The 22,564-nt window shown below is 63.2% G+C and carries 21 protein-coding genes and 2 pseudogenes; 12 read left to right on the top strand and 11 right to left on the bottom strand.

What is annotated here, in order from left to right:
• Positions 1–102: 102 nt before the first annotated feature.
• A complete protein-coding gene (locus M3A49_RS06465; RefSeq protein WP_375541727.1) occupies positions 103–822 on the top strand; it encodes a TetR/AcrR family transcriptional regulator in 720 nt (239 codons plus the stop codon).
• 42 nt (positions 823–864) lie between these two features.
• Here the strand turns inward: M3A49_RS06465 and M3A49_RS06460 are convergent.
• Positions 865–951: pseudogene (locus M3A49_RS06460) on the bottom strand (AraC family transcriptional regulator); the annotation flags it as partial.
• 314 nt (positions 952–1,265) lie between these two features.
• Between M3A49_RS06460 and M3A49_RS06455 the strand changes: the two are divergent.
• The 7 genes and pseudogenes from M3A49_RS06455 (at position 1,266) to M3A49_RS06425 (ending at position 11,085) form a co-directional block, all read left to right on the top strand.
• Positions 1,266–1,754: a MaoC family dehydratase gene (locus tag M3A49_RS06455; RefSeq protein WP_266227952.1), complete on the top strand. Its 489-nt coding sequence runs from the start codon at positions 1,266–1,268 to the stop codon at positions 1,752–1,754.
• Complete coding sequence (phaC, locus tag M3A49_RS06450) at positions 1,751–3,448, top strand: class I poly(R)-hydroxyalkanoic acid synthase (RefSeq protein WP_266227951.1); 1,698 nt, start codon at positions 1,751–1,753, stop codon at positions 3,446–3,448. The genes M3A49_RS06455 and phaC overlap by 4 nt, the downstream gene beginning before the upstream one ends.
• A 273-nt stretch (positions 3,449–3,721) precedes the next feature.
• Complete coding sequence (locus M3A49_RS06445) at positions 3,722–5,638, top strand: SMP-30/gluconolaconase/LRE-like region family protein (protein ID WP_266227950.1); 1,917 nt, start codon at positions 3,722–3,724, stop codon at positions 5,636–5,638.
• A 91-nt stretch (positions 5,639–5,729) separates the two neighbouring features.
• Complete coding sequence (locus M3A49_RS06440) at positions 5,730–6,371, top strand: PadR family transcriptional regulator (protein WP_266227949.1); 642 nt, start codon at positions 5,730–5,732, stop codon at positions 6,369–6,371.
• Between the two features lie 2 nt (positions 6,372–6,373).
• Entirely contained in the window at positions 6,374–7,693 is a 1,320-nt protein-coding gene (locus M3A49_RS06435; protein WP_266227947.1) for an FAD-dependent oxidoreductase, read from the top strand.
• Positions 7,694–9,506: 1,813 nt separating this feature from the next.
• Positions 9,507–9,923: pseudogene (locus M3A49_RS06430) on the top strand (hemerythrin domain-containing protein); the annotation flags it as partial.
• Positions 9,924–10,323: 400 nt separating this feature from the next.
• On the top strand, positions 10,324–11,085 hold the full coding sequence (locus tag M3A49_RS06425; RefSeq protein WP_266227946.1) for a YoaK family protein: 762 nt from the start codon (positions 10,324–10,326) through the stop codon (positions 11,083–11,085).
• A 37-nt stretch (positions 11,086–11,122) separates the two neighbouring features.
• Here M3A49_RS06425 and M3A49_RS06420 read toward each other — a convergent pair whose 3' ends face one another.
• From M3A49_RS06420 to M3A49_RS06410, 3 genes are all read right to left on the bottom strand, one after another.
• On the bottom strand, positions 11,123–11,419 hold the full coding sequence (locus M3A49_RS06420; RefSeq protein ID WP_028204655.1) for an H-NS histone family protein: 297 nt from the start codon (positions 11,417–11,419) through the stop codon (positions 11,123–11,125).
• Positions 11,420–11,537: 118 nt separating this feature from the next.
• Positions 11,538–11,867: a hypothetical protein gene (locus M3A49_RS06415; protein ID WP_254355501.1), complete on the bottom strand. Its 330-nt coding sequence runs from the start codon at positions 11,865–11,867 to the stop codon at positions 11,538–11,540.
• An 83-nt stretch (positions 11,868–11,950) separates the two neighbouring features.
• Positions 11,951–12,544, bottom strand: a complete 594-nt coding sequence (locus M3A49_RS06410) for a J domain-containing protein (protein WP_266227945.1) — start codon at positions 12,542–12,544, stop codon at positions 11,951–11,953.
• Positions 12,545–12,612: 68 nt separating this feature from the next.
• On the opposite strand from M3A49_RS06410, the gene M3A49_RS06405 reads away from it, so the two are divergent.
• On the top strand, positions 12,613–12,909 hold the full coding sequence (locus tag M3A49_RS06405; protein WP_266227944.1) for a hypothetical protein: 297 nt from the start codon (positions 12,613–12,615) through the stop codon (positions 12,907–12,909).
• 58 nt (positions 12,910–12,967) lie between these two features.
• Here M3A49_RS06405 and M3A49_RS06400 read toward each other — a convergent pair whose 3' ends face one another.
• Positions 12,968–13,165, bottom strand: a complete 198-nt coding sequence (locus M3A49_RS06400) for a hypothetical protein (RefSeq protein ID WP_028204658.1) — start codon at positions 13,163–13,165, stop codon at positions 12,968–12,970.
• 81 nt (positions 13,166–13,246) lie between these two features.
• Entirely contained in the window at positions 13,247–13,540 is a 294-nt protein-coding gene (locus M3A49_RS06395; RefSeq protein WP_266227942.1) for a phasin family protein, read from the bottom strand.
• Positions 13,541–13,963: 423 nt separating this feature from the next.
• On the opposite strand from M3A49_RS06395, the gene M3A49_RS42605 reads away from it, so the two are divergent.
• Complete coding sequence (locus M3A49_RS42605; protein ID WP_416338923.1) at positions 13,964–14,236, top strand: hypothetical protein; 273 nt, start codon at positions 13,964–13,966, stop codon at positions 14,234–14,236.
• A 173-nt stretch (positions 14,237–14,409) separates the two neighbouring features.
• Here M3A49_RS42605 and M3A49_RS06385 read toward each other — a convergent pair whose 3' ends face one another.
• A complete protein-coding gene (locus M3A49_RS06385; RefSeq protein ID WP_254355497.1) occupies positions 14,410–14,790 on the bottom strand; it encodes a BON domain-containing protein in 381 nt (126 codons plus the stop codon).
• A 198-nt stretch (positions 14,791–14,988) separates the two neighbouring features.
• On the opposite strand from M3A49_RS06385, the gene M3A49_RS06380 reads away from it, so the two are divergent.
• Entirely contained in the window at positions 14,989–15,504 is a 516-nt protein-coding gene (locus M3A49_RS06380; protein ID WP_254355496.1) for an RrF2 family transcriptional regulator, read from the top strand.
• Between the two features lie 96 nt (positions 15,505–15,600).
• Here the strand turns inward: M3A49_RS06380 and M3A49_RS06375 are convergent, their stop codons facing one another.
• Together M3A49_RS06375 and M3A49_RS06370 are read right to left on the bottom strand one after the other, a co-directional pair.
• Complete coding sequence (locus M3A49_RS06375; RefSeq protein ID WP_266227940.1) at positions 15,601–16,806, bottom strand: NAD(P)/FAD-dependent oxidoreductase; 1,206 nt, start codon at positions 16,804–16,806, stop codon at positions 15,601–15,603.
• Positions 16,807–16,963: 157 nt separating this feature from the next.
• Complete coding sequence (locus M3A49_RS06370) at positions 16,964–18,148, bottom strand: TIGR03118 family protein (RefSeq protein WP_266227939.1); 1,185 nt, start codon at positions 18,146–18,148, stop codon at positions 16,964–16,966.
• Between M3A49_RS06370 and M3A49_RS06365 the strand changes: the two genes are divergently transcribed.
• Positions 18,147–18,305: a hypothetical protein gene (locus tag M3A49_RS06365; protein WP_154677964.1), complete on the top strand. Its 159-nt coding sequence runs from the start codon at positions 18,147–18,149 to the stop codon at positions 18,303–18,305. The two genes, M3A49_RS06370 and M3A49_RS06365, sit on opposite strands and share 2 nt — an antisense overlap.
• Here M3A49_RS06365 and M3A49_RS06360 read toward each other — a convergent pair.
• Together M3A49_RS06360 and M3A49_RS06355 are read right to left on the bottom strand one after the other, a co-directional pair.
• On the bottom strand, positions 18,296–19,615 hold the full coding sequence (locus tag M3A49_RS06360) for a tetratricopeptide repeat protein (RefSeq protein ID WP_266227938.1): 1,320 nt from the start codon (positions 19,613–19,615) through the stop codon (positions 18,296–18,298). The genes M3A49_RS06365 and M3A49_RS06360 overlap by 10 nt on opposite strands.
• A gap of 201 nt (positions 19,616–19,816) precedes the next feature.
• Entirely contained in the window at positions 19,817–22,546 is a 2,730-nt protein-coding gene (locus M3A49_RS06355; RefSeq protein WP_266227937.1) for an MGH1-like glycoside hydrolase domain-containing protein, read from the bottom strand.
• Positions 22,547–22,564: the final 18 nt, after the last annotated feature.

Raw genomic sequence — 22,564 nt, 5'->3', positions numbered from 1 at the left:
AGGGCGGTGAATGCACGAGGCGCTTACATCGTGGCTACAATGAAGCCGACATGGGCGCGCCAGCCGTGCGCCGCCTTTTCCCTTCTGAACGGACCGACCATCATGCGCGACGACGAACCCACCACGCGAGCCGCGACCCGCGCGATGCGCGTCGCGGCGCTGATGCGGGAGGCCGCTGACGCAACGCACAAGCCGCGCCGGCGCAAAGCTGCCATTCGCGAGTCGAACGAAGCGCATCTGCTTGCCTGCGCGGAAGCCGTGTTCGCCGAGCGCGGCTTCGAAGGCGCGAGCACGGCGCTGATCGCGGAGCGCGCGGGCCTGCCGAAGGCCAATCTGCACTACTACTTTCCGACCAAGCTCGCGCTCTACTGGCGCGTGCTCGACGATCTGTTCGAGGAATGGAACGCGGCCGCCAATACTTTCGACGCGAGCGACGATCCGGTCAAGGCCATTGGCGGTTACGTGCGCGCGAAGATGGAACTCTCGCGGCGCAGGCCGCTCGGGTCGAAAGTGTGGGCGAACGAGATCATCAGCGGTGCGACGCATATGCAGGACATCCTGCTCAAGCGTGTGAGGCCTTGGATGGAAACGCGCGTGAAGCTGATCGACCGATGGATTGCGGAAGGGTTGCTCGCACCCGTCGATCCGAAAACGCTGCTATTCATGATCTGGGCGACCACGCAGCACTACGCCGATTTCGAGGCGCAAATTCGCGCGCTCTCGGGCAAGCGCGCGCTTTCATCGGCGGGGTTCGAGGCGAGCACCGAGGAAGTGGTGCAGTTGATTTTGCGCGCGTGTGGAGCGCGCTCGCCTGGGCTTTGAGCGAAGCGCGCCCTCGCTCCGAGGATTTCTGCGGCCGTTATCTCAGCGGTAAAACTCCGAAGGCGCGACGCCGAAATGCCGCTTGAACATCGCAGCAAACGCGCTCTGGCTCGTGTAGCCGTGACCGAGCGGTGGCGCTCGCCGGCGTGCTGCTCGCGCAAACGTGGCGCGCGCCGCTTGCCTCCCTTTTTCCCCCCGATTCCAAAACGAACGATGGCGCGAAATATTAAAACCATGGCGCCCAATCGGAAATGCGAGATCCGCGTTTGCCGTATCGTGCGATTTCGACCATGAACCCAGTACCGACGACACTTCGTGTGAAGAATCACGACATGACGGTCGGGCCGCGACAGCATTCTCCGCCCCGCTACGCGAGGTGATCGTCTTCCCTGCACGGACCAGCAAGGCGGCTGAAAGCGATCACCATTTCCTTAGGATCACGTATGAACGATATTGCAGGATACGACTTCGAAGACCTCGCACCAGGGATGAGCGCGAGCTTCGCCAAGACCATTACCGATGCGGATATCGTGCTGTTCGCCGGCGCTTCGGGCGACAACAACGCCGTGCACATCGATGAAGAGTTCTCGCGCAAAACGGCCTTCAAGGGACGCATTGCGCACGGCATGCTCAGTGCAAGCATTATTTCCGCGGCCATCGCCGGCCGCTTGCCGGGCCCCGGTACGATCTATCTCGGGCAGAACCTGCGTTTCAAGGCGCCGGTCAGGCCGGGCGATACGGTGCAGGCGACGGTGACGGTGCGCGAACTCATTCCAGGCAAGCGCCGGGTCGTACTGGACACCGTTTGCACCGTACAAGGCAAGGTGGTCATCGACGGCGACGCGCTCGTCATGCCCACTTCGCGCGCGGATCGCGCCAGCGAAGCGCGTTGCGCGGACGCTTCGACGAATACCGCAGTGGAACCGGCATGAGCAATCACTTCAATATGCCCGACGAGGTCGCGCACGGATTTTCCCGCTCGGCGAAAGACTTCCTGAACGCATTGGCCGGCATCCCGGCAAGCGCAGCCGTTGCGCCGGCTGTATTGCATGAAGCCGGCGCGCGCTACTGGGGACAGCAGTGGGCGCTGTGGACGAACATGCTGAACCCGCAGGCGGCAGCCAGTCAGGCATGCCGCGACCCACGGTTTCGGGCGAACGAGTGGAGCAGTAACGTCTGGTACAGCCTGCTCCGGCAGAGCTACCTGGCCAACGCGGGCCTGCTCGAAGACATGGTCGGCGCGACAGGCTATGACGAGAGCGAAAAGCACAGGCTGCGCTTTTTCATGCGCCAGTTCATCGATGCGGCGAGCCCCACCAACTATGCCGCGACCAATCCCGAAGCGATCCGTACGGCCATCGAGTCGAACGGCGAAAGCCTTCGTACGGGCATGACGAATCTGTTTGGAGACCTCGCGCGCGGCACCATTACGATCACCGACGAAGCCGCTTTCGAAGTGGGTCACAACGTTGCCGTGTCCAAAGGCGCGGTTGTCTTCGAGAACGCCCTGTTTCAGCTAATCCAGTACGCCCCGCTCGGTACGCACGTAGCAAAGCGTCCTTTGCTGATCGTGCCGCCTTGCATCAACAAGTTCTATATTCTCGACCTTCGGCCCGAAAACTCGTTTGTGCGCTTCGCCGTCGAGCAGGGACAAACGGTCTTCATGGTGTCGTGGCGCAACCCCGATGCGGACGCTGCGCATACGACCTGGGACGACTATCTGGAAACGGGCGTGATGCAGGCAATCGATGTTGCGCTTGCGATCACCGGTGCGGACAAGGTCAACACGGTAGGCTGGTGTGTGGGCGGAACGATCCTCTCTTCGGCGCTTGCGGTGTTACGCGCGCGCGAAGAAGAAGAGAAGGTTGCGAGCCTGACGCTTCTGACGACCATGCTCGACTTCACCGATCCGGGCGATCTCGGCGTGTTCATCGACGAGCAAACCGTGTTGCAGCGTGAGCGTTCGATAGGCAGTGGCGGCATCTACCCGGGGCGAGAACTCGGCTTCGTGTTCCAGATGCTGCGCGCCAACGATCTGATCTGGCCTAATGTGATCAACCACTATCTGAAGGGAAAGAGCCCGGCGGCGTTCGACCTGCTCTACTGGAACGCAGACAGCACCAATCTGGCCGGCCCGATTTACACCTGGTACCTGCGCAATATGTACCTCGAAAACACCCTGCGCGAGCCCGGCAAGCTCACCATGTGCGGCGTGCCGATCGACCTCGGCCGCATCGACATGCCGGCCTACGTGCTGGCGACCCAGGAGGATCACATCGTGCCGTGGAAATCGGCGTGGCGCAGCACCCGGCTTCTTGGCGGCGAAAACCAGTTCGTGCTGGGGGCGAGCGGACACATCGCCGGCGTCATTAATCCGGCTACGAAGAACAAACGGAGCTATTGGGTCAACGGCGGGGTCGACGGCGTGAACGGCAATCCTGAAAGTGACGCTGATGAGTGGTTCGCATCCGCGCAGCAAACTTCGGGCAGCTGGTGGACTCACTGGATCGCGTGGCTGCGGCCGCATGCGGGTGGTCAAGTCAAGGCGCGCACGAAGCTGGGAAGCACGAAGATTCGGCCGATCGAGCCCGCACCTGGCCGTTACGTCAAGGCGCGGGCGAATTGAGTCCACTCGCACGCGCAGTCATTGCATGTAATACGTTTTCCTGATTATCTTCCAGTGACCCAATACAAGCTGATGCGCACTGAATCATTCGCTGCGCATCCTTTATCGAAATCCATGAACGGGTTGAAACGCTGAACGCGATTTACTGACTACACTCCAGATACACGCGCTCACAGAGCACGACCTCCCGATTGCGGCGCGGCTTCATTATCGGTCACTTTATGCGCCGCGATTCACGCCATCGCGGCGCGATGTCCAGGGGAAGCCCAGCGTATGTTCAAGAACCGGATTCGCGCCGCATTGCTGGGTCTTTTTGTCACCGCAATTGCACCCGCCAGTCATGCGCAATACACGACTGACTGGCTCGCCAACAGCTTCGGCACGCTCGCCGCACACGTCGGTAACGGCGCGCGCTCGTTGTGGGTCGCGCCCGAGGGTGTCATCTATACGTCATCGCGCTGGGACGAAAACGCGGGCGGCATCGCGCTCTATCAGAACGGCGCAACGCTCGGCACCATCGGCGCGCACGACGAGTTCCAGGGCAGTGCGATCACGGGCAACGCGACGTCGGTCTTCGTCGCGCTCGGTTATAGCCGGGCGTACGGCAGCGGATCGGTGGGCCGCTACAGCCGAAGTTCGAACACACGCGACCTTCGCATTGCCGTGAGCACCTGGACCGGCATCCAGAACGCGGACGTGATCACCGGCCTCGCAACTGCCGGCACACTCCTCTACGCCAGCGACTATTACGGCAACCGCGTACGTGTGTACACGACCGACGGCGTCTGGCAGCGCGACATCGGCGTCCAGCAACCCGGCGCACTCGCGGTCGACGGTGCGGGCAACGTCTGGGTCGCGCGCGCAAACGCCGGCGTGATCGCGCAGTTCAGCCCGGCTGGCGCGCCGATGAACACGATCCAGATGGCCGCGGGCGCCCGGCCATCGGCACTCGATTTCGACGCGCCGACGAACCAGCTGCTGGTTGGCGACGAGGGGCCCGACATGAACATCAAGTGTTATGCCCTGACCGGGGTGCCTGCGCTGGTCGGCACGTTCGGCGTCCAGGGCGGCTATCTCGACACCACGACGGGCATCAAGGGGCAGGTCGGCGACAAGCGCTTCACGCGCGTCGCCGGTATCGGCAAAGACGCCGCCGGCAATCTGTACGTGCTCAACAACGCATGGGGCGGCGACTGGGACATGGGCCGCAACGGCAGCACCGACATTCATTCGTACAACTCATCGGGCACGCTGCAGTGGACCTTGCAGGCACTCAACTTCGAGGCGATCGCGGCGCCCGACCCAGCAACCGATGGCGCGAACTTCTACAGCGGCAACAACATCTACACGGGGACATCGGGCGGCACGTTCGTAGCCAACACGATCGATCCGTTCAGTTGGCCGGCCGACCCGCGCCTGAACATGAACGACTATCAGCGCGGCCAGCTGTTCGCGCAACTCGTGGTGGTGGGCGGCAACCGCATTCTCGTCGCCTCCGGCCAGAATCCCGACACCTTCAACTTCTTTCATTTCCAGCCGTCGAGCGGGTACATTGCCATTCCCGACGGCTCGATCCCGGGCAAGGCGTTCAATACGAATACGAAGGTGACGGGCGGCTTCGCGATCGACGGCAATGGCGACGTCTGGGCCGGCCTCGACCGGACCAACCAGATCTACCACTACCCGCTACCCGGCTTCGACGCGAACGGCAAGCCATCATGGGGAGCCGCCAGGGCGATCCAGATCCCGCGGACCGTGCGCCCGCTCACGCGCATCATCTATCAGTCGGACAGCGACACGATGATCCTCGCGCAAGGCATTGCCAGGAGCTGGGACTGGACAGCCATGAACGGACACATCGAGATCTATCACGGCTGGAAAGCGGGCAACACGAGCGCGCCGGGCCCGGTGATCGATCTCACCAGCGCGAATCCGAAATCGATCGCGGCGGCGGGCCACTACCTGTTCGTGGGCTATGTGCATACGGTGCCGAATATCGACGTGTTTGATCTCGCCACCGGCAGTCTCGTCACGACATTGACGAACTCGAACGCGTCGGCGATGGATGTCGGCAACGACGTGGATTCGATGTATGGCATTCGCGCGTACCTGCGCTCGACCGGCGAATACGTCGTCACGAAAGACAATTACAACGGATCGAGCGTCGTGGTCTATCACTGGCACCCGTGACACCTGTCCTTGAAGGAACTAGCGTGCGTGCGCGCCTTGCATTCCCGCGTGTCTAGTCATAATAGAACTAGACACAAAGTTACTAGCCGCCATGCTCCGACATTCGCCGCTCGCCCTCGCCGTTCTCGCCATGCTGACCGAAGCGCCAATGCATCCCTACCGGATGCAGCAGCTCATCAAGGCGCGCGGCAAGGACGAAGTCGTCAACGTGCGGCAGCGCAACAGCCTCTATCAGACGATCGACCGGCTTTTGCGCGGCGACCTGATCGCCGTGCGGGAAACGGAGCGCGACGGCGCGTTTCCCGAACGCACGATCTACGAAATCACCGACGCCGGGCGCGACACGGCCCGCCTGTGGCTGCGCGAGCAGCTCGCACAGCCCGCGCGCGAATTCCCGGCGTTCCCGGCGGCGCTCTCGCTGCTGCCCTTGCTGCCGCCCGACGACGCCCGCCGTCAACTCGAAACGCGCGTGGCGGCCCTCACGCGCGAACTCGCCCGCATGGACACCTTGTACGCGAGCGCCGAGGCGATGCAGGTGCCGCGCCTGTTCCTGCTCGAAGGCGAACTCATGAGAGCGGCGCTCAAGACCGAGCTCGACTGGGTCACGAGCGTCGTGGGCGACCTGAAAGCCGGCCATCTCACGTGGAGCGAGCCCTGGCTGCGCGAACTCGCCGAGCGTTTCGCACCGCCGTCGGACGCGCCTGCCGCCCGCGAATCATCGAAGGAGAAATAGCCATGTCGAACGTCAGCCCGCACACTCCGCTCTCGGTCATGATCATTGGCGCGGGAACCGGCGGCCTGTGTCTCGCGCACAGCCTGCAACGGGCCGGCATCGACGTTCAGGTGTACGAACGGGATCGCACGCGCGTCGACGGTCTGCAAGGCTATCGCGTCGGCATCGATCCACACGGTCTCGCCGCATTGAAGGCCGCGCTGCCGCCTGAACTCTTCGCTACGTTCCTCGCCACCTGTGCGCGCACGCCATGCTACTTCAACATGCTGACGGAGCGCATGTCGGAACTGCTCTCGGTCGGGATCGGCGCAAGCGAGATCGACGGCGGGAAGTCCGTGAGCCGCATGACGCTGCGTCAGGTCCTGCTAAGCGGCCTCGAAGATCGCGTGCACTTCGACAAGACCTTCGTCGAATACGAGCAGCACGCCGATGGCCGCGTGAGTGCGCGCTTTGCCGACGGCACGAGCGCGAACGCCGATGTGCTTGTCGGCGCGGACGGCGCGCGCTCGAAGGTGCGAAGGCAGTTGCTGCCGCACGCAAGGCTCGAGAACACCGGCATCGTGAGCATCGCGGCCAAAGTGCCAATGACCGAAGAAAACCGCGCGCTGCTGCCGCCAAAGGTACGCGACGGCATTACGCTGATCTCGGCGCCGAAGGGCTACGGCGCGATCATCCACGTGATGGCGTTCAACTGGGACCGGGGCGGCGCCAGGTCCGGCGTCGGTGGCAACGACGCCGCGTTGATCGAACGCTGGCCGGGCCTGCTCTACGACAACACACGCGACTACCTGATGTGGGGCGTGTGGGGCGCGCGCCGCAACGTCCCCGCCGACCCGATGAAGCTCGAAGCGCCGGCCCGGCTCGCGCTCGCCATGCAGATGACCGACGGCTGGCATCCCAATCTGCGCGCGTTGATTCGCGCGTCGGACCTCTCGACCACTTTCGCCCTGGACGTGCGCACTTCGGTGCCCGTCGAGCCCTGGCCGGCCTCGAACGTTACCGTGCTCGGCGACGCGATTCATCTCATGACGCCGGGCAGAGGCGTCGGCGCGAATACCGCGCTGCGCGATGCGCAACTGCTCGGCTCGCAACTCGTGCGGGTAGCGCGCGGCGAGCTGGCGCTAGTGGATGCGATTGCCGGCTATGAAACGCAGATGCGACGTTATGGCTTTCACGCGGTGGCTGAATCGCGCAAACAGTTCGACGAGCGCGACGCAATACATCGGCCCATTGTCGGACGCTTCGCGCTCGGTGCGATGCGCACGGCAATGCGCGTCGTCAACAATGTGCCGCCCCTGAAGCGGCGCATAATCGATTCGTAAAACGCTTTCGCGGCAGCGAAGAAGAAAACACAGTGGCTTCGCATTAGGACACGCTGCCGGGCCTGACCCCGTTCAGGTACGGACGTGGCCGACTTCCCGCTTAATTAAAAGCGTTTATTGAAAGCGCTCTGTTTGCCCGAACCAACGCCATTCGCTAGCATTTCTTCGCCAACCTGGCCCATCTCAGCTGCTAGCCCGGACAATCCACCTATAGGCTACGTCGTTTAACGAGCCTGCAAATCATACGAATGGTATTGATTCGCAATGCGAATCAAGTGAGCGAAGACGTGGCTTTCTAATCGCCGTATCCTGGAGCGATACGTCATTGCGTTCCGTTTATGAGAAGCGGAGTCGCAATGAAGATAGTTATTCTGAACAATTCCGACGACACGCACCGGGGGAGCGCGTTGCGGCACATCGCTTGCGCGCGTGTTTAACCAACGCGCGGAGCGGTTTTGCGCGGGCAAGTCGGGCGTTTGAAGCGGCTTGCACGAACTAGGGGGGAACGATGAACCGATCAACGAAGCAGACCGTGGTATGGGTGCTCGCTTTGGCCCTGTCGGGTGCGGCTTATGGTGCGGCCGGTGGTAATGGCGGGGGGAACGGCGGCGGTAATGGCGGAGGCAACGGCGGCGGTAACGGCGGAGGCAACGGCGGCGGTAACGGCGGAGGCAATGGCGGCGGCGCGGGTGCTGGTGCTGGTGCGGGCGGTGGCCATGGCTCTGGGTCGGGCTCTGGGTCAAGTTCAGGATCAGGCTCTGGGTCGAGCTCTGGGTCGAGCTCTGGGTCAAGTTCGGGATCAAGCTCGGGCTCTGGTGCCGGCAGTTCCGGTGCAGGCAGTTCCGGCGCGGGCAGTTCCGGCGCAGGCAGCTCCGGTGCAGGCAGTTCCGGCGCGGGCAGTTCCGGCGCAGGCAGTTCCGGTGCAGGCAGTTCCGGTGCAGGCAGCTCCGGTGCAGGCAGCTCCGGTGCAGGCAGCGCCGGTGCAGGCAGCGCCGGTGGAAGTAGCGCCGGTGCAGGCGGTAGTTCGAGTGCGGGTAGCTCCTCTGGTAGCGCGAGTGCAGGCGGCCCCGGTGGACCTATGGGCCGCGGCGGCTCACCAGGCATGAGTGCACGGACGGCCACGGTCGAAATCGTGCCGCCTCCTCCACCGGCGCCGATCGTAAGCGCACCGGTGACAAACGCATATAGCCCACCACCGCACGCGCCCGACTCGGATTATCGTCCGAATGCGTTGGTGATACCCACGCCAGCCCGGACCGCCAATGCCCCGCCACCGAGTGTGACCACGTCGGTCCGAGGCACAGCCAGCGGGGCAGCCACCGCGCCGGTTGCGAACTACGCACCGCCGGCCGCGGCGGCCCCGGCCCCTGTTGCGGTCGCGAGGCCAGCTGCCGCGCCGGTTGCAAACGACTACGGTCCGCCGGGCGTGGGCGGCACGAGCAGCGGCCCGGGTCCTGCACGGGCTGCCAACAACTATGGACCGCAGGGCGCGGGCGGCGCAACCAAAGCGGGCTTCGCCGTGGATACGGGCGGGTATGAACCGCCAATTCTGACGCCGACGAGCACGCCATAAACGCATTCATGCTCTCGCGCGACACATCGCTTCGGTATCGGCACGGTGACGCATCGCCGTGCCGAATTCCTGTGTCGCAGCGCCGATGAGCGGCCCGCACCGCGAGCACGAATTGACAAAAATCAATGCATCTTGAAACGCCGGGCGCATAGTGAATCAGCCGCGGCTGACCACGCAGTGCCGCCCCCACTCCCACCGCTCCCTTACCCCAGGTCGGCCGCTCCTCTCACGGAGCCCGACATGGAACTCGCCACCCGACGCAGTGCGATCCAGGTGATATTGAGCGAACACCGCCGCCTGACGAGCATCGTCAGCGGCATGCTGCGCGTGGTCGATGGCATGGCGTCCGGCTTCGGCCTAAGCAGCGCGATGCTGATGCGGGCGATGCTCTACTACATCAACGAATTCCCCGAGCAGGTTCATCATCCGAAAGAGGAGCAATACCTGTTCGCGCGGCTTCGAGCGCGCACCGCAGAATTCGACGCGGTCATCGGGGAACTCGCGCGCCAGCACGAGGAAGGCAAGCTGCGCGTTCGCGCGCTCGAACGGGCGCTCACACCGTATGAACTCGCCGGCGCCGACATGCTGCCCGCGTTGCGCGAGGGCGTGTATGGTTACGCCGACTTCTACGCCAATCACCGGCACCTGGAAGAGTCCGTCATCCTGCCCGGCGCGCAACGTTATTTGACCGTACCGGACTGGGTGGAGATCGACGAGGCGTTCGGCGCGAATCGCGATCCGTTCGAGAGTCTGGAGACCGAGGACAATCTCAACGATCTTTACAGATTGATCGTCCAGACGATGCCCGAAGCGCAAGCACTGAACAACCTCACCGCGCTGCGCATCGTGGATCGCCGCCCGTCCGGCCTTGCTGACGCTCGATCGAGACCCGGGGCTTGCGCGAAAAAGACATGTGCAAGCGGATTACACGAATTCGCGACAACGTGGCGAGCCCTGCGGCAAACAACCGCACCCCCGGCGCCACGTGGCATTGGGCTGTGGAATCAGTCCGCGTCGTACACTGTGCGTTTCGACGCTCGTAGCCCGGAACGCCGTCGTGCCCATTCACTATCTGCGCAGCTTCACCTCTGTCGAACGCACCGAGCGGGCCAACCTGCGGCTCGGCCGTGCGCTGGCCTGGGTCGCTGGCGCAATCAATGCCGGCGGGTTCCTCGCCGTTGGGCAATACACGTCGCATATGTCGGGCATCGTCTCGTCGCTCGCCGACAGCACCGCGCTTGGCGATAGCGGCATCGCGTTGTCCGCTATCAGTTCCGTCCTTGCCTTTGCGAGTGGCGCCGCGACGTCCGCCATTCTGATCAGCTGGGGACGCCGCCGTTGCGCGCGCAGCGTCTACGCGCTGCCGCTCCTGCTCGAAGCCGCCCTGCTCCTTTGCTTCGCCGCGCTCGGCGCGAATCTCGGCATCCATCGCGTTCTCTTCGTGCCGCTGACGGTGGCTGTGCTCTGTTACATCATGGGCGTGCAGAACGCCATGATCACGAAAATCTCGCAGGCCGAAATCCGCACGACGCATGTGACCGGCATCGTGACAGATCTGGGAATCGAACTTGGAAAAGCGCTCTACTGGAACTGGGGCGTGCCGTCTTCAGCGTCGCATCACGTGGCGGCCGATATGCAGCGCGTACGCGTACTCGGCTCCCTGCTCGGAATGTTTTTACTTGGCGGGACGCTAGGCGCCGTGGCTTTCCGGCATTTTGGATTTGCCGCGGGCGTTCCCTTGTCGATGCTGCTGGTGATCCTGGCGAGCGTCCCGATCACCGACGATTTGCGTCGCCTGCCGCTGCGCGACCTTTTTTGACGAATACATCGGTCGCCGGCGGCCGATACCCACCAACTCATTCGCTTATCAAAAACCGGTCGCGATTCTTCGCGTCCTTGATCCAGTTCGGCGCGCGTCCCCTGCCGGACCAGGTCGCGCCGCTTGCGGGATCGCGATATTTCGGTGGCGCCGCGCTATGCGAAAGCCCCGACCTGCCGCGACGGCTACCAAAGATGTCCTGCTGCGTGTACCCGAATTCGGCCACCTTTGCGCGGATATCGGCGAGAACCGTCTCGAATTCCTGCTGACGGGCGATGGCCGCCTGACGCTCGAGTTCCGCGAGTTGCGCCTTCAATTCCTTGTACGTTGCCACGAATCGTCTCCTGCGCGTGGACACCATTCGCTAATCATAGTGGCTTTCGCTCACGCCCCCTTCCAACGTGATCGCACGACTTTTGCCGCGGCAAAAGCAAGCCCACGCAGCAGACCGTTCAGGCCGTGACGAAGACGATTGCCCCCCCATCGGCAACCTGGGCGAACAACCGTACGAAACGATAGCTTTGCGCCTGGATAGTCAGTTCGTTGAGCCCTGAGCGCGTGCCCTCCAGTATCGCCCGGGCCACCGGCTCCGGAATCGCGCCAAGGTGCGCCCAGTCTTCCTGCAGCAGCGCGGGATCACCCAGATAGACCTCGTTTTTCCCGCCAGGCGTTCGAACGAGAATCAGGCTTCCCCCCTTGTCGAGCGCAATCTCCAGGTACTCGGACAAGGTCGCCAATGCCTCTGTGTCGACATCGCGGGCGGCATGTGAGTTCGAAGTCATAGGGAGGCCACGCTGAGTAGTATGTCGATCACTATCGTACCCCCGCTCCTGCCTGTTCGGCGCATTTTGGCAACGGGACGCGTTCAGGGATGTAACCCGAACATACCGTGCCAGATCGCACTAAAGAGGTTGGCGTGACGGCGATCGTCGGACTTTTGCGACTCCTCGTCGCCTGCGCCGTGCGATGAAGACGGCGGCGCACCCTCGTCCGGCTCCGCGGCATTGCGCGGCGTGGCGTTGTCCGCCTGTCTCGACAGGTGCAGCGCGACTGCGCCGTCGGCAATGCGCCCGGCCAGTTGGGACTCGCAATCGCCGGCGAGCAGTGCGCCGAACACGACGTCGCGGTTGTAGCCCTGCTCCGCGAAGCGCATGGCCACGCTCACGTGCCGCGCATACGCCTCCTGACGCGCCGCCTCCTGCAAGCGCGCCTCTTCTTCCCGCTCACGGACCATACGCCCCATCTCCTTGGCATAGACCGCGTCGTAGACGCTGCGCTGCGCCGGATCGGAAAGAATCGCGTAAGCTTCCTTGATCTCCTGGAACTGCGCATGAGCAGCGGCTTCGCGTCCCATATTACGGTCGGGATGCGCTTTCATCGCGGCCCTGCGGTAGGCCCGCTTGATGTCCGCGTCGCTCGCGTCGTCGCTTACGCCCAGCAAGTCGTACAACGTCGCCATGGCTCGCACAAATTGAAGTGAGATGCGGTCGATCGTAGCATGTCGTCCGCCGATGCATCGCACGTGCGATGGCGATCGCCAGCCGGCAATCGATCAATTATCCTAAGCAAACGGGCAGCGCATACCGAAATCCGCCCGCGCCGCCAGCGCGCAGCACCGGGTTATCAGCGTCGAACCCGCGTCCAGCGACACCACTCGTGGTGATCGAGATTGCGCAGCAAATCGGCCCTGCGCCGTTCGCGCCGGTAGTGAGCGGTGACACCAACTGCGGCTATTACGAGCACGATCGTGCCGGCAGCCATACCCAGCCAGGACTGGTCCACGTCAGCCTCCTCGGATCCATGCGGATCGCAACCCAATTGTGAGCAACGCACTCTGAATATAGCCGGTCTGTGTGACAGACTATGCGGCCTCGACCGCCAATCAGCGCACGCGGGCAACCGCTCTCAGGAGCGCATCGCCCTGAGGCGTCACGCGGGGCGTAGGGAAGCCGGATTCGGGCGTATCGACGATGACCAGGTGGAGATCGCGAAGCGCACCGAGTTCCTCCCGGTCTGGCTCGATCCGCCCTGGCGCATTCTTTATCAGCATCAACGTGGCAAGTTCGTGGGGGCTCAACATGTTATTTCCCTCCCGCTTGATCCTGTTTGATCACGCTTCTTCGCGACTGCGAGCGCACTCGCCGCGCAAACTCGATGCGAGCTACCGCAGCTTCGCCGCAGTCTCCGACGCGATGTCCATGCATGCGCGCGTGTACCCGGCCGCCTGCAAAGCAACCCACGGCAATATCCCGAGCTGGCTGCGGACAAATTGCTCGGGCGTCTGTGCGGACAACATGCCTTCGATGTGCAGTTGCGACCCAGCGAATATCGACCTGCAAGTCGCAAGATTCAGGCGTGAGAGCTCACAAAAACCATCGAATAGATGACCAGTCAACGTAGTGAACTTTGCGGCCGACGATTCGCTTGCCGCCGCCGCGAATTTTTGATTAGACATACTAATTTAACCCCCGTGCATTTCATCAATCGTTATGTCTGTATCGACCGCGTTTGATGTATGGCTTCTCAACGCGAGTGGCGTTGCTCATTCAGAAGCGAATGCCGGTGTCGATCTAGAGCCTTGATTCTAACTTTGTTAAATCCGCCTCATGAATGCTAGTTGAGTCAGGAGTTTCCCCAATTCATTACGCAGACGGGTTCACCCCGAAGTATGGCGGCGGTAGAGGTCGAACAGGCTTGCGAAAAGCTGACTTGTCAGCCGGGATCCCAGCCAGTCAGACAAGAAGAGACGAATCACGGGTTTCGCACAGCCTGGTGACGCAAGACGTCAAACAAGGTACCGCTGCGATGAAGGTTCATCGCAAGCGGATTATGAGTACAGCGCTGTTGCACCCTCGAGCGAGGATGAGCTGGCCATTCAATGCGCGGCGACTTTCACCGCGTTATGTTGCGCAAGCAACTCGCGTATGCGCGCCAGATGCAGATCGCCAACGGCCGTATGAAGGGGCTCGACCTTTCGGGCACGACGCGCAGCAGGCGGCCACGCACCGAGGTATCGGCACAGCGCGGAAACGAACGGCCGCTTCCCTCCGCCAGCCAGCCGCTGGGTCGCAGTGGCAACGCGATCCGCCCCTACATTTGCCACCAGCCATTCAAACGCCTGACGGTCTTCGTCATTCACGATGCGAATTAGCGATTCCATGCGACGCTCCTACTGGACATAAACACATACTGTGAATTTATACAGTATTTTGCGTCAGTGCAAGGCAAGTTTGAACTTGCTCCTGGGGAGCGTTCGCCGGGGTAAGGAAAGATCGGGAGTCGCCTTCTGGCGGCGTTGCCTCGGGTGGACGCGCGGGCGAGTCACTACTCGCTGGCCGCGGCGTCTCCTTTCTGTGCTTTCAAGCGGTTCGTCACGGCCTTCACGCCCAGCACGGGCCTTGCCGCATTGCCTGCGCGCGAGATCTGCCAGGTCTCCGGGACTGTGCCCGAGAGCGTGACGACGCCATGGCTGACCCGAATGTGAATGTTCGAATCGTCGAGATCCGGAACGCGCCTGATGGCACGGCGAACATCACGCACCACCGAGGTATCCGGCCGGCTTCCGGGTGTCGATGCCGAGACTCTTTGCACGGCCACACCGGCCGGCTCGCTCACACCGGTTTGCGCGTTCGCATTGGCAGCGCAGTTCGCGATAGCCACGAACACCAATGCACCGAGCGTTCCGTTCGCACCGTTTCTGTTCATGCTGCCTCCATCGGGCCGAGTCAACCGAGGAAAAGCGCCTCTTCTACGCGTATGTTCGCACAGGAATTCGCGCGTCGCGTTCTCGATGGCCTGCCCCGCCCCGCTGGCCGCCCGAGCGTATACGACGACGCAGCGGATGACTTCGGCGCCGCGCTGCGCTACCCTAACAACTCCGATACAGAAAGTCGTCGTATAACCATGTCGCACATCAGCACGGGCGTCGAATACGGGCTGCATTGCCTGCTTTATCTTGCCGGCACGTCCGCCGGCGTGCGCGAGGCGAGCGTGCGCGACCTCGCGGAAATGCAGGGCGTGCCCGTCGACTACGCCGCCAAGCTCTTCACGCGTCTCGCCAAGGCCGGCATCGTCGAGTCGACCGAAGGCATACGCGGCGGCTTCAGGCTCGCGAAACCCGCGCGCAATATATCGGTGCTGGATGTCGTCGACGCCATCGACGGCGAAAAGGCGCTCTTCGACTGTCGCGAAGTGCGCCGGCAATGCGCCGTTTTCGACGACGAGCCCCCCGCATGGGCCACACGCGGCACCTGCTCGATTCATGCCGTGATGCAGGGCGCCGAGCGCGCCATGCGCGCAGAACTCAAGCAACACTCGCTTGCCGATCTCGCCACCCGCGCGTATTCAAAGGCGCCTGCCAGCTATCGCCATCACGTGGTCGACTGGTTCACCGAGCGCGCCGCCAATCGTCGCGGGTAACAACCGTCGCTCTGCAAGCCCTTCCAGCATGCGAAAAAACGCGGAGCCTCCAACGAGGCTTCCGCGTGCAATCACACCCGTCGTTGTCCTGAAGGATCAGGCAACCACGATGCGCAGCGGATCTGCGGAGGCGAGCGCTTGCTCGCGGTCCGCGCGAGGCGGATAGATCCATTCGGAGTTGATCTGGTGCTTGAGCTTCTTCGCCTCGGCGCCCTGCAACTTCACTTCGCGATCCCAACCTTCCGTGTAGACCGCGCCCCACGGGCCCAGGTCCAGGCAGGTCACGTACTTCGGCTGGCTATACGGAATCGGCGCGAGGCCTAGCAGATCGGCGGCCGCGTTGTGGCCTGCCGAGCGCCCGAGGTTCATCGCGTGCTGGCACGACATCATCGTATGATTGCCTTCATCGTCGGTGGCTGCACAGGCGACGTCGCCCGTCACGTAGACACCGGGCACACCCTCCACCGCGAGACTGCGATCGACGTGAAGACGCCCTATGGCGTCGAGACGGCCCGGAATCTGCGCGGTCAGCGTGCTCGCGCGCAGCCCGGCCGTCCAGATCACCGTGTGCGATTCGATACGCTGGCCGTCCGTTGTCGTGACGCCGCCGGCGTCCACTGAAGCCACGCCCGAGCCGAGCTTCCAGGTCACGCCGAGCGAACCCAGCGCCTCTTCGATAACCGGACGCGGGCCCGCGCCCAGGTCGGGGCCGATCGCATCGTTACGCTCGACGATGATCACCTGCACATTCGCTTGCTCGCCCAGCGCCGCGCGCAGGCGTGCCGGCATTTCCGCAGCGGTCTCGATGCCGGTGAATCCGCCACCCGCCACCACCACGGTATTGCGCGCGGGCGAGTCCGGCTGGCCGGCCAGACTGCGGATGTGCGCTTCCAGTTCGACCGCTTCGTCGGTCTGGTCCACGCTGAAGGTGTGATCGGCGAGGCCCGGAATCGACGGGCGGAACAACCGGCTGCCAGTGGCCAGCACGAGGCGGTCATAGCCGAGCGTAGAGGACTGGCCATCCACGCGGGTCAGATCCACTGCGCGACGCTCCACGTGAATGCGCTCGACCGTGCCCTGAATGAACTTGACGCCAGTCGCGTTGAAGATCTCCGTGAGCGGCGCCCGGAAGTTCGCGGGACCCTCTTCGTACAGTCGCGGACGGACATGCAGATGCGGGTCCGGTGCGACCAGCGTGATCTCCACGTCCGTGCGCCCCTGCTCATCGAGCAGCCGCGCCGCGCTCAGCGCGCTCCACATACCGGCGAAGCCGGCCCCAATAACAAGAATACGCTTCGACATTTGTGCCTCTCCAATGCAGGGATACGTGATATCGGTAGACCCGCACCGCGCCTGCGCAACGCATAACTCGGATTCTATGAGTCGTAGTTTAAACGCGCAAGCCCCCTTTTGGGACGCACTGTTGACGAATCAGGCAACGATGCCGCGTGGCCGAGCGCTACATGCCCATGCTCGTCCCTGCCCCCGTGCTCGTGCCCGTGCCGGTGCCCGTCGTCGTGCCCGGGTTCGGCGTCGCATTCAAATCGATTCGTCCATACACGCCATCGGCCTCGCCATTCGGCCCCGCCGCGAAAAACAGTGTACTGGAAGGCTGGTTGCTGAGGTCGTTGCCGAACGCAATGCCCCACACACCTGGCTCGACGAGCGCGTTGCCGTTCGACCCATTGAGCGGCCCCATCGACTGGCCGTTCGATGCATTGAACGCGTTGATCGCGCCATTACCGAAATTGCCGATCAGTATTGCGCCACTCATCGAGCCGAAGTTCGCGGGCGCTTGCGCAATGCCCCATGGCGCGTCGAGCGGACTGCCCGTCGCGAAGCGCTGCTTCAGGTTGCCGCCCGTGTCGTACACGTCGACCATGCCGCGCCCCGCGCCTGCAACATCGTCGTGCTTCGCCGCGTCCTGCATCGCATACGTGACGAACAGATTCGAACCGATCGCCTGAATGCCGAACGGCGCGAAGCCGGCTGGCATCGCCGGGTCCGTGAAGCCGCCGGGCATCGTAACCTTGTTGAATGAGGTATTGAAAACGTCGATCTTGTTGTTATGGAAGTCGGTCGCGTAGAGGAAGTTCGCGTTGTTCATCGTCGCGAGCGCGAGCCCCTTGTAAACGGCGCCGCCCGTGCCGTCGTCGTACATGACGAAGGCGTTGGTCGGCCCGACCGCAGGCGCCCACGCGGTGATGGTGCCGCCCTCGCCCGCGAAGATGAACGCGGCGACGCCGGACTTGCCGTTTTCCGTGACGGTGAAGCTTTGTGTGCCGTTGAAGACGATGCCCGTGGGCGATGCCGTGCCGTTCTTGCCGCTGGGTATCGCGACGATCAGCGATTGCGGCACGCCATTGCCGTCATAGAGTGTTGCGACGTTGGTGCCGTTGTCCGCGACCCAGGCAAAACCATTCGGATTGAAGGCGACACCCCACGGGTTCTTCAGATTCCCGTCGATGTGCGCGGCCGCCACCGCACCATCGGAAACGAGCGCCGTCGCCGCGAACGACGACGTGACCGGCACGCTCGCACTGCTGGAACCCGAACTGGAACCGGAACTGCCGCCACACGACACGAGCGTCGCGATGACCGCACCACATGCTACGACGCCGAATACGGCGAGTAGAGGCTTCATGACCGCACTCCTCGTTCAGTCCAAGGGACTAACGGACAAAGAACGAGGAGGACGCAGCGTTTATTCCAGCGAAGAAAAAGGGCTTGTTTCGCGGGCGATCGCAATGACTGAACTAGCTAGCGAAAAGCACATGGCGGGCAACGAGCGCTATGCGTGACTATCCGGCGCCTGCAGGCTCGCCGATGCCGGCGGCAATCTGCGCGGCGTACCAAGCAGGGCGAGTTGCTTCTCGTGCGGCGTCAGCGCGCCACTGTCGCGCTTGTCCGCTTCGGCATATTCTTGCGCTGCATGAGACAGATCGCCTTCGTCTTCCAGCGCCTGCCCCCACAGTTCATAAGAGGGCGCGAGATCGGGACGAAGCTCCACCGCGCGTGCCAGCTTGACGATTGCCGCCTCGTATTGTCCGTTGTCGACGAGCGCTTCTCCCCAGTCATGCAGGATGTTGACGTCGTCGTGATGCATTTCATCTGCGCGGTGAAACGCGCTTAGGGCTTCAGCATACCGATGCGCGTGCAACAAGACGTCGCCGAGCAAGCGCTGGTTCTCCGCGGTACTCCACCGCTCGTGAGCGCCCGCGCGAAGCTCCTTGATCGCCGCGTCGATTCTCCGCTCCTGTTCGAGCGCAATGCCGAGATTGGCCCGCAAGACGGCCGAGTGCGGATACAGCAAAAGTGCGTCGCGTGCCTGCTGTTCCGCCTCCTCAGCGTGGTTTTGCCTCAGCAGCAGCCAGCCTTTTCCAGCGAGCGCCCATTGGCGTTGCGGTGAGCCTGGCCGGGCGAGGACATCGTCATAGATGGCTTCGACGTCGCTGTAGTCGCATTGGCCCGGCGAACACCGTGTCTTTTGCACCGCCGTGAAGACATGGCTCGCGAGCGTATTCGGTTCGACAAGCCGCATGACCTCGATCGCGATGTCTCGCACCGACTGGTTGAAGTCCTTGCCGGTGAACGCGACGTCGTCGTGCATGGCGTTGAACGGGCCGTTTTCGATCTGGATATGCGCGACATACGCATCCGGGCTGTCGTTTACGTGCGTAATGCCGATATGGACGACCACGTCCTGCCTGTTCCTGAACAGCGTCGATTTCAGAAAGCCGACGATCGAGGCATAAGACATGTCTTGACCCGGCAGCTTGATATCCGGGCTGTCGTTATCCGCCAACGAGACATCGTGCGGAACCGCGTCGCTGTCGCTGCTGATGCCACGCATCGCCGAAAGAATTCGTTCTGCCAGGAATTCCGGGGTATAGCCGGTGTCGGCCAGCGCTTTCGGTGTTTCCACCGGCGGCACCAGCACGTGTTGCGTGAGCGCGCCGGAGATGACGAGCCAGCAAAAGGGAACGGTCAGGACCGCGATGACCCAGGTGAGCACAAAGGGCCACAGCTCCCGTGGCGCGCGGCCGATCAGCCCGACCAGAAACAACACATGAGATAGACCCGCAGGCCTGCCATCCGGAACGCTCGACATGCTGCACCTCGACTCGGCTGCAGTTGGCTGGGCCCAACTGTCGGTCGACGTGAACGCATCGAGTGTGCCAGCGCAAGCGAACGCTGTACTGCCGGGCGTTTCGGCGATGTTTGCGAATGTCACGCGTGGCAGGTGTTATCTCCTGACCAACGCTTGAACACGGCGAGTGCCGGTTCGCAGCAGACACCTGCGAATGCGCGCTCACTTCACCGCCTCCACGTCTTCGACCTCGCCCGCCACCGGCACGTTACCCGAGGGGCTCATCATGCGCGGCTGCAGCATCAGGGCGACGAGTCCTGTCCAGCCGGTCTGGTGCGATGCGCCGACGCCGCGCCCGTTGTCGCCGTGGAAGTATTCGTGAAACAGCACGAGATCGCGGCAGCGCGGATCGGCCTGCAGCAGCGGGTACGTGCCCATCACCGGGCGCTCGTTGTTGCGGTCGAGCAGAAAGAGCGTCGTGACGCGGCGCGCCAGCTCGTCGGCAATCTGCGCGAGCGAAAGCTTCTCGCCCGAGCCGGTCGGATACTCGACGCGAAAATCGTCGCCATAGTAGCGGTGAAATTCGTACAGCGACTCGATCAGCAGATAGTTGACCGGCATCCACACCGGGCCGCGCCAGTTCGAATTGCCGCCGAATACGCGCGAGTCCGATTCGGCGGGCAGGTATTTGACGCAGAAGTCGCAGCTGTTGTGCCGGTAAACGAAAGGCTCGTCGAGATGGGCGCGAGAGAGCGCACGCACGCCGTGGTCGGAGAGAAATTCGGCTTCGTCGAGCATCCGCCGAAGCAGTGCCTTCATGCGGTGCCCGCGCAATAGCGAGAGCAGCAAGGAATTGCCCTTGCCGGGCTCGTTCCAGCGCGACACGAGGCTGGCGAGGTCGGGCCGGTGCTGGAGGAAAAAGACCAGCCGCTCGCGCAGCCCCGGCAGGCCGCCGTGCACCCGCTCCTCCAGCACGCGCACGGCGAAGAAGGGAATCAGCCCGACGATCGAACGCATGCGCAGCGGCACGCTGCTGCCGTCCGGCAGCCTCAGCTTGTCGTAGAAGAACTCGTCCACGCTGTCCCACAGGCCTGTCTCGCAGCCGTCGTCGCAGCTCACGGCACCTGCGATATACAGGAAGTGCTCGAAGAACTTCACGCCGATATCGACGAACACATGGTTCGCGAACGCGAGTTCGAGCGCAATGCGCATCAGGTCGAGCGCGTAAGCCGCCATCCACGCAGTGCCGTCCGCCTGGTCGAGGTGCCCGCCTGTCGGCAGCGGCGACGAGCGGTCGAAGATGCCGACGTTGTCGAGCCCCAGGAAGCCGCCCTGGAAAATGTTGTGGCCGTCCGCATCCTTGCGGTTCACCCACCACGAAAAATTCAGCAGCAGCTTGTGGAAGATGAGTTCGAGAAAATCCCGGTCCGCCTTGCCGGTGATCGCGCGATCGATTTCATACACGCGCCACGCCGCCCACGCGTGCACGGGCGGATTCGCGTCGCCGAACGCCCATTCGTAGGCAGGCAACTGGCCGTTCGGATGCTGATAGCGGTCCTTCACGAGCAGCAGCATCTGCTTCTTTGCAAACATCGGATCGACCAGCGTGAACGCGACCGCCTGAAACGCGAGGTCCCACGATGCGTACCACGGGTACTCCCATTTGTCCGGCATCGAGAGGATGTCCGCGTTGCACAGATGCCGCCAGTCAGCGTTGCGCCCGCGCTGCCGCGCGGCGGGCGGTGTCGGCTGCAGCGGATCGCCTGTCATCCAGCGGTTCACGTCGTACTGGTAGTACTGCTTCGACCACAACATGCCCGCCAGCGCCTGGCGCTGCACGAGCTTCGCGTCGGCGCTCTCGATGTCGCGCTGCAGCGCGTCGTAGAACGCGTCTGCTTCGGCAATGCGCTGCGCGAACAGGCCGTCGATGTCGAGCGCCCCTTCCTCCTTCGGCGCGGACAGCGGACGCCAGCGGAACGTGACAACCGCGCGGCCGTGCGCGGCGATCTCGAGATGCACGCGCGCGGCCGCCTTCGTGCCCGCGTCGCGCCGGATCGCGTCGTTCTCGCCATGCACGACATAGTCGTCGAAACCGTCCTTGAATGGACCGGCGCCATTCATGCCGAAGAGACGCTTCACGTTGGTGTCATTCTCGCAAAACAGCCACTCGACGCGCTCGCCTCCCTGCGCGGCCGCCGTCACGACGAGCGGCTCGTGTGTGCCACAGTGTGCGACGACGTGCTCGCCGCCGGCCGACGAGACGAGCGTGAGCGAAGGCTTGCTGCCCGCGGCCTTCCACGACCACGTGTTGCGCGCCCAGATCTGCGGCAACACGTCGATCGAAGCGTGCTGCCCGGCGCGGTTCTCGACTGTCACGCGCATGACGATGTCTTCCGGCGTGTGCTTTGCATATTCGATCTGCACATCGAAGTAACATTGATCGTCGAATGCGCCCGTATCGAAAATTTCATATTCGGGCGAGCTGGCGCCGCGCCGCGCGTTTTCGTCGACCAGGTCCTGGTAGGGAAACGCCGCTTGCGGGTACTTGTAGAGCATGCGCATATACGAATGCGTCGGCGTGCTGTCGAGGTAGAAGTACAACTCCTTCACGTCCTCGCCATGATTGCCTTCCTGATTCGTAAGACCGAACAGACGCTCCTTCAAAATCGGGTCGAGGCCGTTCCACAGCGCGAGCGAACAACACCAGTCCAGCCGCTCGTCGGCGAAACCGGCCAGGCCGTCCTCGCCCCAGCGATAGGCGCGCATGCGCGCGTGGTCGTGCGGGAAGTAATCCCACGCGGTGCCGTGCTCGCTGTAATCCTCGCGCACCGTGCCCCATTGGCGCTCGCTGAGGTACGGTCCCCAGCGCTGCCAGCGAGCGTAGTCGGCCGAGTACAGGCGTTGGCCTTCAACCGTGTGGATGAGGCCGGCGGCGCGCTGTAGCATGGGCATCTCCTTGAATTGGGGCGC

This window comes from Paraburkholderia sp. CNPSo 3076 (assembly GCF_026343935.1).
GTDB lineage: Bacteria > Pseudomonadota > Gammaproteobacteria > Burkholderiales > Burkholderiaceae > Paraburkholderia > Paraburkholderia nodosa.
This window is presented reverse-complemented; position numbering and strand designations above follow the sequence as displayed.